The organism is Ekhidna sp. (assembly GCF_965227465.1).
Classification (GTDB): Bacteria; Bacteroidota; Bacteroidia; order Cytophagales; family Cyclobacteriaceae; genus Ekhidna.
Map to the genome: position 1 here is coordinate 1,051,714 of NZ_OZ245746.1, position 15,733 is coordinate 1,067,446.

General features: G+C 42.9%; 11 protein-coding genes. 6 read left to right on the forward strand and 5 right to left on the reverse strand.

Annotated elements, in window-relative coordinates; all coding sequences use genetic code 11:
• Window positions 1-6: 6 nt before the first annotated feature.
• Genes ACO05G_RS04805 through ACO05G_RS04830 form a run of 6 tightly spaced genes read left to right on the forward strand, consistent with a single transcriptional unit; the run spans window position 7 to window position 10,833 of the window.
• Window positions 7-1,302, forward strand: coding sequence for a glycoside hydrolase family 2 TIM barrel-domain containing protein (locus ACO05G_RS04805; RefSeq protein WP_421764936.1), 1,296 nt, complete (start codon window positions 7-9; stop codon window positions 1,300-1,302).
• A 2-nt stretch (window positions 1,303-1,304) separates the two neighbouring features.
• Window positions 1,305-2,786: a glycoside hydrolase family 30 protein gene (locus ACO05G_RS04810; RefSeq protein ID WP_348283985.1), complete on the forward strand. Its 1,482-nt coding sequence runs from the start codon at window positions 1,305-1,307 to the stop codon at window positions 2,784-2,786.
• Window positions 2,787-2,805: 19 nt separating this feature from the next.
• Window positions 2,806-6,249: a hypothetical protein gene (locus tag ACO05G_RS04815; RefSeq protein WP_421764937.1), complete on the forward strand. Its 3,444-nt coding sequence runs from the start codon at window positions 2,806-2,808 to the stop codon at window positions 6,247-6,249.
• Window positions 6,250-6,258: 9 nt separating this feature from the next.
• Window positions 6,259-7,140, forward strand: a complete 882-nt coding sequence (locus tag ACO05G_RS04820) for a glycosyl hydrolase family 17 protein (RefSeq protein ID WP_421764938.1) — start codon at window positions 6,259-6,261, stop codon at window positions 7,138-7,140.
• A gap of 24 nt (window positions 7,141-7,164) precedes the next feature.
• Complete coding sequence (bglX, locus tag ACO05G_RS04825; protein ID WP_421764939.1) at window positions 7,165-9,447, forward strand: beta-glucosidase BglX; 2,283 nt, start codon at window positions 7,165-7,167, stop codon at window positions 9,445-9,447.
• Window positions 9,448-9,453: 6 nt separating this feature from the next.
• Entirely contained in the window at window positions 9,454-10,833 is a 1,380-nt protein-coding gene (locus tag ACO05G_RS04830; RefSeq protein WP_421764940.1) for a sugar porter family MFS transporter, read from the forward strand.
• A 29-nt stretch (window positions 10,834-10,862) separates the two neighbouring features.
• Here ACO05G_RS04830 and ACO05G_RS04835 read toward each other — a convergent pair whose 3' ends face one another.
• The 5 genes from ACO05G_RS04835 to ACO05G_RS04855 all read right to left on the reverse strand — a co-directional run bounded on the left by ACO05G_RS04835 (window position 10,863) and on the right by ACO05G_RS04855 (window position 15,730).
• Window positions 10,863-11,408, reverse strand: coding sequence for a hypothetical protein (locus ACO05G_RS04835; RefSeq protein WP_421764941.1), 546 nt, complete (start codon window positions 11,406-11,408; stop codon window positions 10,863-10,865).
• 117 nt (window positions 11,409-11,525) lie between these two features.
• Entirely contained in the window at window positions 11,526-11,726 is a 201-nt protein-coding gene (locus ACO05G_RS04840; protein ID WP_421764942.1) for a hypothetical protein, read from the reverse strand.
• A gap of 38 nt (window positions 11,727-11,764) precedes the next feature.
• A complete protein-coding gene (locus ACO05G_RS04845; protein WP_421764943.1) occupies window positions 11,765-12,166 on the reverse strand; it encodes a hypothetical protein in 402 nt (133 codons plus the stop codon).
• A 39-nt stretch (window positions 12,167-12,205) separates the two neighbouring features.
• Complete coding sequence (locus ACO05G_RS04850) at window positions 12,206-14,053, reverse strand: glycoside hydrolase family 13 protein (RefSeq protein WP_421764944.1); 1,848 nt, start codon at window positions 14,051-14,053, stop codon at window positions 12,206-12,208.
• A 60-nt stretch (window positions 14,054-14,113) separates the two neighbouring features.
• Window positions 14,114-15,730 carry a RagB/SusD family nutrient uptake outer membrane protein gene (locus ACO05G_RS04855; protein ID WP_421764945.1) on the reverse strand — a complete coding sequence of 539 codons (1,617 nt, stop codon included), beginning with the start codon at window positions 15,728-15,730 and terminating at the stop codon, window positions 14,114-14,116.
• Window positions 15,731-15,733 lie beyond the last annotated feature (3 nt).

A 15,733-nucleotide genomic window follows, 5' to 3' on the forward strand; every position in this document is an offset into this window, starting at 1 on the left:
AATATTATGCGAGTTGGCAACTATTCATTAATAATCATTGCATTTTTTTTAATCATCTCGTGCAATCAAAATGGTGATGGCCAGGAAATTATAAATGATGGACCCATTAAAGTTGAAATAAGAAAAGAAGGAAAGGCTTACCAACTATACAGAGGAGGACAGCCTTATTTGTTCAATGGGGCAGGACTTAGCGGGGATATTAAAAAGTTTGTTGAGCATGGTGGAAACTCCATTAGAACATGGGCAGAAAATAGTGAAATACTAGATATAGCTCATGAACATGGTGTTACCGTTTTTATGTGTTTTTATATCCAACCGGAACGGCATGACATGGATTATGGTGACAAAGAACAAGTAAATAAACAGTTTGAGCGGGTTAAAAAATTTGTATTAGCGAATAAAGATCACCCGGCCTTGCTTGCCTGGTGTATTGGCAATGAATTGAACCTTAATTACACGGACCCAAGCGTGTATGATGAGGTCAATCGAATTTCGAAATGGATCCATGAAGTAGATCCGAACCATCCTACAACTACAACTATTTCCTCTGTAAATCCAGAGGTAGTAAAAGACATTAAAGAAAGAGCACCAAGTCTTGATTTCTTAAGTGTTCAGGTATACGGTGATCTTTTTGTTCTTCAGGATTTGCTGCAAAAATCAAACTGGACCAAGCCTTATATGGTAACCGAGTGGGGAGCCATTGGTCATTGGGAAATGAAATCTACAGCTTGGGGTGCACCTCTTGAACAAAATAGCACAGAGAAGGCAGCCACTTATCTAAAAGGATATAATAAGTCTATAGGGCCATTTGGTGATCAATGTATTGGTAACTACGTTTTTCTTTGGGGTCAAAAACAAGAACGAACACCTACCTGGTACGGGCTTTTTTTGAAGGAGGGTGAGGAAACAGAAGTTATAGATGTAATCCATTACATATGGAATGACGAATGGCCTCAAAACCGTACGCCTCGGCTAAGCGCAATGTATTTGAATGGGAAAAAAGCAGATGAGAACGTTTATCTGAATGCTGGTTACGAATATTCCGCTTCTGTTGCCACAGAGGATTACGATGAGGATCCCTTGAGTTTCAAGTGGGTGATTATGAAAGAAAGCACAGAAACAAAAGAAGGCGGTGACAAGGAAGAGGTGCCGGAAAAGCTCGGTGTTATTGAAAGCGCTGACCAATCATCGATTGTAATTACAGCACCCGAGGAGGAAGGGGCTTATCGTCTTTTTGTGTATGTGTATGATGGGAACAATCATGCGGCTCATGCCAATATCCCTTTTTACGTAAACCAATAGAAATGAAGGCTACATTGAAATACATTGTTTTTTTGACGGCTCTATTTATTGGATGTATGGGAGAAAATGAAATGAAAGTTGAGGTATTCGAAACTTCTGCAAGTGGAAATAACCACCAGAAATTAACGCAGTTTTCTTCAGAAAATCCATCTGCGCAAATTGTCATCAACCCTGACCAAACATTTCAGGTTATTACAGGATTTGGGGGTTCGTTCACTGAATCCTCCGCTTATCTTTTAAATCAGCTGAGTACTGAAAACAGGGAAAAAGTAATTGATGCTTATTTCGGAGATAGTGGAGCGAAGTATTCATTGACCAGAACACATATCAATTCATGTGATTTCTCATTATCCAATTACGCTTATGTAGACGAAGGTGACACCTCGCTGAGTAGCTTTTCCATTGATGAGGATCGGGATGATATTATTCCGATGATCAAAGATGCCATGCAAGTATCCAGCGATGGGTTCAAAATCATCTCATCACCATGGACAGCTCCTCCCTGGATGAAGGATAATAACAGTTGGGTAGGAGGTAAGCTATTAAAGGAGCATTATCCTACCTGGGCTCAGTACTTCTCTAAATACATTGATGCGTATAACAAGGAAGGTATTGACATTTGGGGAGTAACATTTGAAAACGAGCCATTGGGTAACGGCAGCAACTGGGAAAGTATGCATTACTCTGCAGATGAAATGGTAGATTTTGTTCAAAATCACCTGGGACCACAGTTAGAAACCGATGGTCATGACGTCAAAATTTTCGGCTATGACCAAAACCGTGACGAAGAACTTATCCATTGGGCAGAAGCAATGTATGCCACTGAAGCTACCTCCAAATATTTTGATGGAACTGCAGTGCATTGGTACGCCAGTACTTTCAAGTGGTATGGTGAATCGTTAACCAAGGTCCATAACATGGCGCCTGACAAGTACCTGATTCAAACAGAAGGATGTGTGGATGCCGAGGTACCTAAGTGGCAAGATGATGAATGGTATTGGTCCAAAGAGGCTACCGATTGGGGATGGGACTGGGCTCCTGAGGAAAAGAAAAAGGACCATCCTAAATATGTTCCGGTATATCGCTATGCACGCGACATGATTGGCTCACTTAATAATTGGGTTGATGGCTGGGTCGACTGGAACATGGTGTTGGATAGACAAGGTGGACCTAATTGGTTTAAGAACTGGTGTGTCGCTCCGGTGATTGTTGACCCGGATCAGGATGAAGTCTATTTCACTCCACTCTATTATACCATGCTTCACTTTAGTAGATACATCAGGCCGGGAGCAATAAAGCTGGGTATCGAAGTATCAGATCCATACTTGATGGCAACTGCAGTTAAAAATCCGGATGGAAGTATTGCCTTAGTTGTCTTAAACATGGGCCTTGATTCCAAAGGCTTCTCTGTGGAAATGGAAGGTAGTAGAACTAACATTCAAATACAGGCAAGAGCTTTACAGACCATTATAATCGAACCTTAATACTCTATATAACTAGCTAATGAATAAAAAACCTACCTATTTAAAGGAGCTTCTGCTCGCAGATTCACCGTCAACAACCCATGGTGAATTTGTCCAAATTGGTGGAGAAGAATACTATAAGATTGACAACTATGATCGTATGCGACCATTCTTTATGAGTTTGGTCAGCCACTCCGATCATTGGATGTTTATCTCTACCACAGGTGGCTTGACCACAGGTAGAAAAAATTCGGAATCAGCATTATTTCCTTACTACACTGATGATCGGGTACGGGATAACTTTGAATCTACTGGTAGTAAGACCATTTTTCGGGTAAAGAAGGAAGATAGAGAGCTGATATGGGAGCCATTTTCTGTACGGTATGAGGGAGGTTATAAATCGCGGAGAAATTTCTTTAAAAACCGTGTCGGAAATAAAATCATTTTCGAGGAGTTAAATGAAGACCTTCAATTATCCTTTCAGTACTCATGGTCATTTTCGGAAGCATATGGATTTATACGGGAATCAAAGTTGACGAATGTAGGAGCTTCAGAAGCTAATGTTGAAGTGCTTGATGGTATTCAAAACATCCTTCCCCATGGTGTGGGCTCGGCTTTACAAGCAAGTGCAAGCAATCTCGTAAATGCGTACAAAAAGAACGAATTGCATGAACAAACCGGTCTTGGTCTATACATGCTTAGTGCCATCATCGTTGATAAGGCTGAACCAAGTGAAGCACTCAAGACCACCACAGTTTGGAGTACTGGACTTAAAAAAGATCGTGTCCTATTGTCAAGCCTTCAACTGGATAGATTTCGGAAAGGAGAGGTACTTGAAACAGAGGCGGATGTCAGAGCCGAACGGGGTGCATATTTCATAAATACAGAAGTTGCTTTAAAATCCAAAGAAGTCAAGTCATGGGTCATCGTTGCAGAAGTCAATCAAGACCATGCAGATGTGGTGGAGCTTATTGAAAAGCTTTCTGATGAGCAAAAGTTAGCGGAAGAGTTAAAAGCGGATCAATCACGGGCGACAAGTAAGTTATTACACCTGGTAGCCAAAGCAGATGGCTTGCAATTAACCGACGATAAACTGAGCGTAGGAAGGCATTATTCAAATGTACTTTTCAATATCATGCGTGGAGGAATCTTTGATGAAGATTACCAAGTGGAAAAGCGCGATTTTCTGAAGTATGCTCAAGTCATCAATCGTACGGTATTTGAATCACAAGCCAAATTCTTTAATGACTTGGATGATACGTTCAACTACAATGAATTAGTTGCAAAGGCTAAAAAAGTAAATGAAGCTGACCTCATACGAATCTGTCATGAATACTTGCCACTTACGTTCAGCAGAAGGCATGGTGACCCGAGTCGTCCATGGAATAGATTCACAATCGCAACAAAAGACGAGGAGGGAAATAAGCTTAGAGAGTATGAGGGTAACTGGCGGGATATTTTTCAGAACTGGGAAGCTTTAGCTATCTCATTTCCGAATTACATCCTTTCCATGATTACCAAATTCGTAAATGCATCCACGATTGATGGATACAATCCGTATCGTATCACACGGGAAGGCATTGACTGGGAAACGATTGAGCCGGATAATCCATGGTCTTATATTGGGTATTGGGGAGACCATCAGATTATTTACCTCCAAAAACTTCTTGAGATTGCCACCTCACATCAATCAGAGGATTTGAAGCAGTTATTGACAAATCCACAGTTCGTATATGCCAATGTACCCTATCGAATCAAAGGCTATGATGAGATTGCTCAGGATCCTCAAAACACCATCGACTATGACCATGAGACAGAAAGCATCATTGAGAAACGAGTAGAGGAGATAGGATCTGATGGTAAGTTGGTGTTCAAAAATGACGAGCTGCTAAAAGCCAACTTAACAGAAAAACTACTGGTATCCTTTTTGGCTAAAATGACCAACTATGTTCCGGAAGGAGGTATTTGGTTGAACACCCAACGACCTGAATGGAATGATGCCAATAACGCATTGGTAGGTAATGGTGTGAGTATGGTGACGCTTTACTACATGCGAAGATTTGCTTCCTCAATGATCGAACTGTTCGAAGGGGTTGATGAAGAGATTTCTATCAATCATTCAGTAGCCAGTCTTTTTAACGGCATCCATAATTTGCTCGAATCAAAGCTTAGCTTACTGAATGGAGCCTTTGATGATAAAGAACGAAGAGAGGTGATCGATAGCCTGGGCAAATTGGGTGAAAACTATCGCAAAACAGCATATAAGGGCTTTATTACCACCACAAGTCAGTTAACAGCTGAGAAAATCCAATCCTTTTTCAGAACCACGCTGATGCATATCGATCACTCCATAAGAGCTAATAAGCGCGAAGATGGATTGTATCATGCATATAATCTCTTGACGCTAAAGGGTGATGAGGCAAAGATTGATCACCTGTACGAAATGCTGGAAGGACAAGTGGCAGTTCTGTCATCAGGACTACTGGATTTGGGAGAATCATTGGATGTATTGGATGCCTTAAAAAGAAGTGAAATTTTCAGAGCAGACCAATACAGCTACATGCTCTACCCAAACAGGACCTTGCCTAAATTCCTTGAAAAGAACCTGATACCAACCGAGTTTATCAAATCTTCAGCGCTGGCAAAGCAATTATTGGAAGATGGTAATCGATCAGTGATTTACAGTGATGTTAAAGGCAACTACCACTTCAATGGTTCATTTAATAACGCCAGTAGTTTAAAAACTGCCTTAGACAAACTAAAGAAGACGAAGTATAAAGCATTAACGGAGGTAGAATACGATCAGTATCTGGATGTATTTGAACAGATATTTAATCACAAGGCCTTTACCGGTAGATCAGGAACTTTCTATGGGTATGAAGGTCTGGGGAGCATTTACTGGCACATGGTTTCAAAGCTTTTAGTGGCGGTACAGGAAAATATTTATTGGGACTGGGAGAAGTATCAGGGTTCGAATGAAATGGGTCGTATGATCGATCATTATTATGAAATCAGAGCGGGCATTGGCATCAATAAAGATCCGGAGTTGTACGGTTCCATTCCAACGGATCCATACTCACATACTCCGGGAGGCAGAGGGGCGCAACAGCCTGGAATGACCGGTCAGGTAAAAGAAGATATTTTAAATCGCTGGGCTGAATTAGGTGTGGTAGTGAAAGATGCTAAAATTCACTTTGATCCAATCTTCATAAACAGTGAAGAGTACTTAGCTGCATCTGCAGTCTTCGAGTACTTCGATTTGAATGGTGAGATGAAGTCACTCAAAATTGAAGCGGGTCAATTGGCATTTACCTATTGCCAAGTACCCGTGATCTATAAGGGGGGTAGCACCAATGAAATTGAAATAATTAGTACCAACGGGAATGTAGATAAGCTGCCTGGAAGAGCGCTTAGTGAATCACATTCGAAAAAACTATTTGACAGAACAGGCACGATTGAAAAAATCAACGTGATTTTCTCTTAATTAAAAAATATGGCAGCACGTTACGAAATATTATCACTTGCAGGTGAAGACTTATCAGGAAAATCCTCGAAGGAGTTATCGGAGCTTTACAATGAGCTTTTGAATGATGGAATGCACGGATTATGCTTTAGTCCATATGAAGAGGGGCAAGCTCCGGGGGATCAGCTTTCTGTGGAACAAATCAAGAGGCGTATTGAGATCATCAAACCTCATACCCAATGGGTCCGATCTTTTTCGTGTACCGAAGGGAATGAAATGATACCCAAGATCGCGAAAGAAAACGGCCTAAAGACTTTGGTAGGTGCGTGGTTAGGTACTGACGATGAGATTAACCAAAAAGAAATAGAAGGAGTAATTGAAGTCGCAAAAGCAGGGCATGCGGATATTGTAGCTGTCGGAAATGAGGTATTGTATCGTAAAGACCTTACCGAGGATGAGTTACTAGCTTTTATATACCAGGTGAAAGATGCAATTCCTGATATTCCTGTCAGCTATGTGGACGCCTATTATGAATTTGGTTTTAAACCACGTATTACGGAAGCTTGTGATGTGATCTTGGCCAACTGCTACCCTTATTGGGAAGGTTGCGCCTTGGAGTATTCATTGCTTTACATGAAAGATATGTTTCGGAGAGCGATGATGGCAGCTGATGGAAAGCGGGTAATCATCACGGAAACCGGATGGCCCGATCAGGGGCAGGTCTTTCATGGAGCGGTACCTTCTCATGAGAACGCCATGAAGTATTTCATCAATACCCAGCTTTGGTCCAAGCAAGAAGACATTGAAATTTTCTATTTCTCTTCCTTTGATGAATCCTGGAAAACAGGTGATGAGGGAGATGTAGGTGCCTATTGGGGCATCTGGGATAAAGATGAAAAATCGAAATTTTAGACCAATGACCTAATACAAATTGTCATGAAAAAATCACTATCTACTTTCCTTAAAGGCGTTATTATTTGCTTGATTGCATCGGGCTTCAATGCATGCTCCGATCGTCCACAGGCAAATTCTACAACCAATGCGATGGATCAAAGAGTAGATAGCCTACTGTCACTCATGACATTGGATGAGAAGATTGGTCAGACAATCATGTATAATGGTACCTGGGAGTTTACCGGTCCTACTTCAGGAGGTAATCGCTGGAAAGCGGAGAAAATCATAAATGGTCAGGTAGGGGCCATGCTAAATGTTCTGACAGCAGATGAGATTCGCAGAACGCAAGCTTTGGCAGTAGACAGTAGTCGGTTAGGCATCCCTATGCTATTCGCCTATGATGTGATCCATGGCTACAAGACGATGTTGCCGGTTCCTTTGGCTCAGGCTGCCTCATGGGATACAGAAGTGGCACGATTAGGTTCAGAGGTTGCTGCCAGAGAGGCATCAGCTGCAGGCTTACACTGGACATTTGCCCCAATGATTGACATCAGTCGGGATGCACGTTGGGGACGAATCATGGAAAGCCCGGGAGAAGATCCATTTCTGGGAGCTGCAATGGCCAAAGCCTGGGTGGAAGGATATCAGGGAGATGATTTATCCTCTCTAACTACCATCGCTGCATGTGCCAAGCACTTTGCGGGTTATGGATTTGCGGAAGCGGGCAGGGATTACAATACCGTGGAGGTATCTATGCATACACTCTACAATGTCATTTTGCCTCCTTTTAAAGCTGCCAGTGATGCAGGCGTAGCAACCTTTATGAATGGCTTTAATGATTTGAATGGTATTCCAGCCACCGGAAACGAATTTTTGCAACGGACCATTTTGAAAGACAAATGGGCGTATGATGGCATGATGGTTTCGGATTGGGGTTCTATCCCGGAAATGATCTTCCACGGATATGCCATGGACACTGCCCAGGCTGCAGCTATTGCCATGAAGGCCGGTAGCGATATGGACATGGAGGGTCGGGTGTATGAAAAAGGACTCAAAGCAAAAATCACTTCAGGAGAAGTGAGCGAGGAGCTTTTGGATGATGCAGTGCGAAGAGTACTCAGGTTGAAATACAAGTTGGGACTGTTTGACGATCCTTATCGGTATTCGGATTCCGAGCGAGAAAAAGAAGAATTACTATCAAAAGAGAACCTGGAAGCTGCGCGTGATGCCGCACGCAAGTCCATGGTATTGCTTAAAAATGAGACCAATATACTACCACTAAAGAAGGAAATTAAATCCATAGCAGTCATTGGTCAGCTGGCTGCAAGTAAAGATATTCCGCTTGGTAGCTGGCGCGCACAAGCAGTGCCTAATTCGGCCATCTCGCTTGTGGAAGGAATTAAAAGTGCCGTTTCAGCCAATACAAAGGTGGAATTTGCAAAAGGATATACGTTGACCGTCGGAAACAGAAGTTTTGGGAAAGAGCTAACCATTGTCGAAGACGATAAGACGGGTTTCAAGGAAGCCATTGAGTTGGCGAAAAGGAGCGATGTAGTCGTCATGGCAATGGGAGAGGATTGCTACCAGTCCGGGGAGGGCAGAAGCCAGATGGACGTTGGATTGAAAGGAAGCCAAATCGATTTATTCAATGAACTTAAAAAAGTAAATGATAACATCGTGGTGGTGCTGATGACCGGTCGTCCGGTAGCCATTCCGGACTTAGCCACAGATGCAAATGCACTTCTGGAAACGTGGTTTGCCGGGTCTGAATCAGGTAATGCCATCGCTGATGTATTGTTTGGGGACTACAATCCGTCAGGTAAATTGCCGGTTTCATTTCCGCATCACTCAGGGCAGGAGCCACTTTATTACAGTCAGAAAAGCACCGGCCGGCCAATTAACCGAGCGGAGAATGTCTTCTGGACCCACTACACGGACGGACCCAATGACGCACTATTTCCATTTGGGTACGGATTGAGCTACGCTTCATTTACGTATGAAGATTTGAAGGTAACCGGGTCCGGAGAGTCAATCAATATCAAAGTTGATGTCACAAATACGGGTAGTGTTGGTGGTGAGGAGGTTGTCCAATTATACATTCAGGATGTGGCTGCCTCACTGACCCGACCCATAAAAGAGCTGAAAGGGTTTCAGAAAATATTCTTTGAGGCCGATGAGCGAAAAACCATAAAATTTACGCTAACAAAAGACGACCTTTCATTTATCAATGATCATGGAGAAAAAGTATTTGAACCGGGAGACTTTCGTATCTCTGTAGGGTCAAACTCCAGAGACCTAAACACGAAAGCGATCACCATCAACTAATTACCTATGAAAAAGCAAAACCTACTACTCATCACGGTTGTATCCTCATTAGGAGGATTACTCTTCGGGTATGACACGGGGGTGATCAACGGCACCCAGTTTTACTTCAGTAAATACTTTGAGCTGGATGCAGTCATGAAAGGCTGGGTAGTGAGTAGTGCGCTGGTGGGCTGCTTTGTGGGCGCCCTTTTTTCCGGGCTGATCAGCAAAGCCTATGGTCGTAAAAATTCGTTGATCCTATCTGCCATCCTATTCACCATTTCTGCATGGGGTTCCGGTTTGCCTTCATTTTTACCTCAGTCAATTCCCTTATTGGTGTTCTTCCGAATCATTGGGGGACTGGGGATTGGCATAGCCTCCATGAATGCGCCGACCTACATTGCCGAGCTATCTCCTGCGGCGATCAGGGGCAAAATGGTCACGTATTACCAACTGGCCATTGTAGTGGGATTCTTTGTGGTATTTCTGGCTACCTACGCCATTGGTAACTCGGGAGATTATGAATACAACCTGAACCAGGGCTGGCGATTGATGTTTTGGTCTGAGCTGATCCCGTGTCTGATATTCCTATTCCTGTTGTTTGTTGTACCCAAGAGTCCACGCTGGTTGATTCTGAAAGGACGAGATGAGGAAGCAAAGACCATCCTCGCGCAGTTGCACGGAGAGTCCATGGCAGAAAAAGAGTTTAGCGAGATCTGTCTTTCGATAGATAAAAGAGACAAGCCGAGTATCGGAGATCTGTTTGCCAAAGGCATCCTGCCAATTGTGCTGATTGGGTCTGCCTTGTCCGCTTTACAGCAGCTAACCGGTATCAATGCAGTACTCTACTACGGCGCAGACATTTTTGAAAAAGCGCTGGGTTTTGGGCAGGAGGACGTGCTGAAGCAGCAGCTTTTATTAGCCGGTGTGAATCTGCTTTGTACGTTCATTGCCATGGGTACGGTGGATCGGTTTGGTAGAAAACCACTGATCTATTTGGGATGCTTTGGGATGACCACCGGGTTTCTGATGTTAGGGATAACCCTGATGACCAATCAGGTAGGGCTTCTATCGTTGGTAGGTATTTTGGTCTTCATAGGCTCATTCGCTTTGTCCATGGGACCGGTTGTATGGGTACTATTGTCTGAGATGTTTCCCAACAGGATTAGAAGCCTGGCCATGTCGGTTGCTGTGGCAGCACAGTGGGGGATGAATTATGTGGTTTCCCAATCATTTCCGGTCATTGTAGAGAGTGAGGCCAATCAGGGTCCATTTTGGAACCAGTCTTTGCCTTACTTCATCTTCATCGGATTTATTCTGATTACGCTTGTCCTGACGTACAAGTTCATTCCTGAAACGAAAGGAAAGTCACTCGAGGAGGTAGAGGGCTTTTGGGTGAAGAAGTAGGTGTTGAATCGGAATATGGATAACGAATCTTACCGTATGTTAGCTTCGTCCGACAGTTTTGAAAGTTCTGAAGTTAGTTCGTCCCAACTCGGAGACTCAAGTTTTGAGGATTGAATGATCAAATCGTTCGTGTATTTCGTGGTATGAATGGCAATTTGTTCACTGTTAAATTCTGTAGTGGTAATATCTGAAGCTTCTATGAGTTGTTTACCATACATGTCTCGAATTCCTTCTTCATTAATTAAATAGTGAGCTCGAAAATTCTGAATTGAATCGAGAATTCCATAGATGATCACCCCAACAATAGCTGCGATATTCCAAACGTTCATTGGTTCATCAGAGAACCAGTAAACTACAAATGCAATTGTCACCCAGCCGCCTAACCAGTCATTAGATTTTAGCTTTATGAGATTTGCCGTTTTGATTTGATTCTGATATTTGATGAAGTTGAAGAGTTCGCTAGCCAAAAGAATAATGGATAATGAAAAGTTCATGAGTTCGTTAGGCCAGTCTAGCACATAGCTCAATACCGCAGTTAGTCCAATGAGAAGTAAAGGAAAGAGTCGATGAGTCATGTAGAATGAACGCTAACTATAATGAACGCACATCGTGTGCGTTATTTATCATCAAATATACTATTTGCGATGTAAGTAGCATTCTGGAGTTTGCGTGCTAGCAACTGTTGGGTTTTGCTACTGTGGTAGGTAGTTTAATTCAACAGAATCAAGTCCGAAGAAGTCAAGCTGAAAAGGTCCATTAAATACAGTCCATCTTCCAAAACCTTCCAAAACTGGTTGTCTGAAATGTGTTGAGTCAGTGTAATAGAGAAGAGTTACTTCATTTTCATAGTCGTTATCAACCTTTCGGAGAATTGACTTACCTCTGAAAATCAAAGTTGTATCGGAAAATGGTGCTAATGAATCAAGTTCAGTTAGAGTGCCTCTACCAAATAACTTACGATTTCAGAAGAATTGTTTTTGAAGGTAACACTCAGTTTATTATTTCTGAACTTAAGTTCCTTAGTGCCTAAATAAACGACTAAAACCGCAGAAATTACTGTTAGAATCATAGTTAGTATTCTGACAGATGACTTCTCGATTCCTCTAACTAAGTCGGAATTTTTGAAGTTGAAAATCACTAGTCCAACGAGTGAGAGTATAATTAGTGGCCATAAAACAAAGAAGTTAGCATAAAAGATTAGCCAGACTATGTAGGTTGGACATTTACTGCCAGTGGCAAGAGCTACAACTAATGGAATTGCAATAGTTAGGAAGGATGTTAATAGAGCTCCATGAAATACCTTGGTAATGTTCCTCTCAAATTTCTGGCTCATAAATAGATTGACGGTTTAATACAGCTTAGTTAGCCAGTCCTACCTTTTCAATTCAAAAATAGCGGTCTGCTTAGGCCCAACCTGAAAATCAGATTGCACATTGATGGTAGCTCCATCTAACACGTTTACGCCAGTTTGGTAGTCATCCAGTATTTCAGCAAAACGATCACGTTTCATGGTTACGTCTTTTTCATTGCCGTTCATGATTACCATAACCGCCTCATCATCCGTGTATCGGAAAAATACATAGGTGTTGTTTTCCGGAATGAAGTGCGTCAGCTTGCCCTCATGGATGGCTTTTGCATCCTTCCTCCAGTTAGTAAGCTTCTTCACAAAATCGTAAGCTTCATTTTCTTTTTTTGTTCTTCCTGCTGCAGTAAAGACAGATCGCTTGTCTTCCGGCCATCCGCCCATCATATCGGCGCGCTTTCTGCCATCTCCATTTACCGGGTCATTGGCAAGCATGAGCTCTATGCCATAGTACACCTGTGGGATTCCTCTGATGGTCATGAGGTACGCATAGCCCATCTTAAAGAGATCCTCATCTTCTCCCATTTTAGTAAAAAATCGCTCGGTATCATGATTATCTATGAACACCACGTTTTTCATGGGATCAGCATACAAGCGGTCTTGTGAGATCGCATAGTAAAGTTTGGATAGCCCGTCTTTCCAGCCAAAATCCTCCGTCAGCGCCTGATCCAGGTTAAACATAATTTGGAAATCGGTCACACTTGGAAGTTTGGAATCATAGCCATCGTCCTCGCCTTCCTTATCCCCCTGCCAGTAGGCTTCATGCCCCACCTTTTCTACCCAGGCTTCACCCACAATGTTGAAGTTGGGGTAGGAGGTCATTACTTCTTCTACCCAGTCGGCCAGGTAGTCTTTGTAAGGATATACATAGGTATCCATCCGGATGCCATCCACCCCGGAGTACTCAATCCACCAGATGGAATTTTGAATGAGGTATTTAGCCAGCACCGGATTCTTTTGATTTAAGTCTGCCAGCTCCGGTACAAACCAACCCTTTTGAAGTTTGTCCAGATCGTATTGCGAAGCGTAAGGATCGGACTGCACCTCACCACGAAAATTGGTGGTTCCATACTTTTCAATGTCATGAAACCAATCATCTGATGGCAGGTCTTTAAGCCACCAATGCTGATCCCCCACGTGGTTGTGAATCATGTCCATAATCACTTTCATATCCATGGAATGACATTTCTCTACCAATGCTTTGAATTCTTCATTCGTCCCAAATCGTCGGTCTATTTTATACAGGTCTGTAGCCGCATAGCCATGGTATGCGCCGTATTCTGGCGTTTGGTCATTTTCGAAAGTAGGGGTGAGCCATACGGCTGTCATCCCAAGGTCTTTGATGTAATCCAAGTGATCCGATACGCCTTTGATGTCTCCTCCGTGTCGTGCATTGGGGTTACTTCTATCCGCAGCTTCCAGCATTCCTTCTACAGAATCGTTTTCCGGGTTTCCATTTGCAAAGCGGTCGGGCATCAACAGGTAAATCACATCACTGGCATCAAACCCTTGGTTTCGATTGGTGTCTGATGTTCGATCCTTAAGCTGATAATCAATTTTCGCTTTGGTATACCTGCCATCTTTCAGCCTGATTTCAAAAGTTCCAGACTTAGCCTGCTCAGATACGCTTAGGTTAAAAACCAGGTAGTTTTGATTGGGCAGCTTCTCTACTGATTCAATGCTCACACCTTGGTAATCAATTTCAGGTGTGAGTCCTCCCAAATCACTACCATATAGCATAATTTGTAATTCCTGAGAAGGCATTTGCGTCCACCAAAAAGGAGGATCTATGTGCTGCACATCTTGTGAAATCGCATTTAGCGATAAAAAGAGTAGGAGTGAGGATATTACTTTCATGGTATATGTTTTGAACAAAAAAAGCGACCTGAGCCGCTTTTTTAAAGTTATTAGAAGGGATTAATAATCGTCGTTTTGCTTCAGATTCGGATTTGCAATCAAATCTGAAGACGGAATTGGAAAAATATCCAAATGAGTCGGTGAAGCCATTCCCACATCTACGCCACCTTTCCATGGCCAGATATAATCTCCACCGGAAAACCTAGCAAATCGTATCAAATCTGTTCGTCTGGTTGCTTCCAGGTATAACTCTCTTCCTCTTTCATCCAGAATCCAATCCAGATCTACATCTGTTAGGGTTACATTTCCACTATTGTCTCCGTATGCACGTATGCGTAAATCATTCAGGTAGCCTAGCGTGGTGGCACTAATTGCTCCGGACTCTCTGAGTTCGGATTCTGCCAGCATCAGGTAGGCTTCTGCCAGTCTAAATACGGGGTAGTCAGTACTTACCTGATCCACACCAGGTGCTCTTCTTCCGGTAGATGCTTCAATGTTGTTGAATTTTGGAACGGCCCATCCATCTGTAAATTCTCCAACGTCAGCGATTTCTAAAGACTGACCTTCAGTGAAGAATATACCTCTTCCGTCCGGGCTGTTGCCATCAGGATCTGTTGCCGCACCGGGAAATAAATTTACCAATGCACTCGTGGTTCTGTAGCCTGCCCAGCCGCTTGGAACACCAAATGTTTTTTCCGCTTCATCGGCAAAAGGAGCGCCGCTGCGTTCATCATCAGACATGGCTCCACCAATACCGCCTCGAATGATCGTGGTTGTGCCTCCCCATGTTTGCGATACCAGTCCATCATGAACGATTGGCCAGATGATTTCGTCGGTACGTACATGATTGTCGCCCATAAAAAGCTCCTGATAGTTAGGTGCCAGGCTGTAGACGCCAGAGTTAATTACCTTGTTTACTTCTGTAATACAATCTGCATATCTACTTGTTCCGGTATACACCTCAGAGTTGAGGTATAATTTTGCTTTCAGCATCCAGGCTGCAGCCTGATCTAACCTTCCATAAGCATGATTGGCTTGACCTGCCGGCAACAATTCACTATCAATGTCTTCGAGCTCACTTTCAATAAAATCAAAAATAACCTGTGGCTCTACCTGCGAAGGAAGCTCCGAAGTGATGGATGTGATCAATGCAATATTTCGGAAATGATCTAAGGCATGCCAATAAGAGAATGCCCTTATGAATCTAGCTTCGGCGATGTATTCGTCAATGGTAGCGATTTCGGTATCTGTGAGGCCACTAGGTAAATTTTCGGCTGCTCTGATGAAATCGTTAGCCAACGATATCGTAAAGAAAATTCGGTAATAAAGCACCCTGACAAACTGATTGTCAGCTCCCCATGAGTGATTGTGTAAGTCTCTGATACCTGAATCATTCCATGCAATGATGGCCTCATCAGTGGTCAACTCCTGTGCCTTCCACCATACCCTTAGGTAGCTGGAAAACCCCTCATCATTGATAATGGTCAAATCCGGCTGACCGGCTGCACCTTGCTGTCCGGTAAGGGTCAATGAAGCATACACCTTCGCGATATAGGACTTGTAGCCATCAAAGTTTTCAAATGCCACAGATTCAACCAGGCCATTCTTAGGCTCCAGATCTAAATCTGTACAAGCCATGAATGAAAAAAGGAAAAGGATTGAATATATTTTTTTCATGTT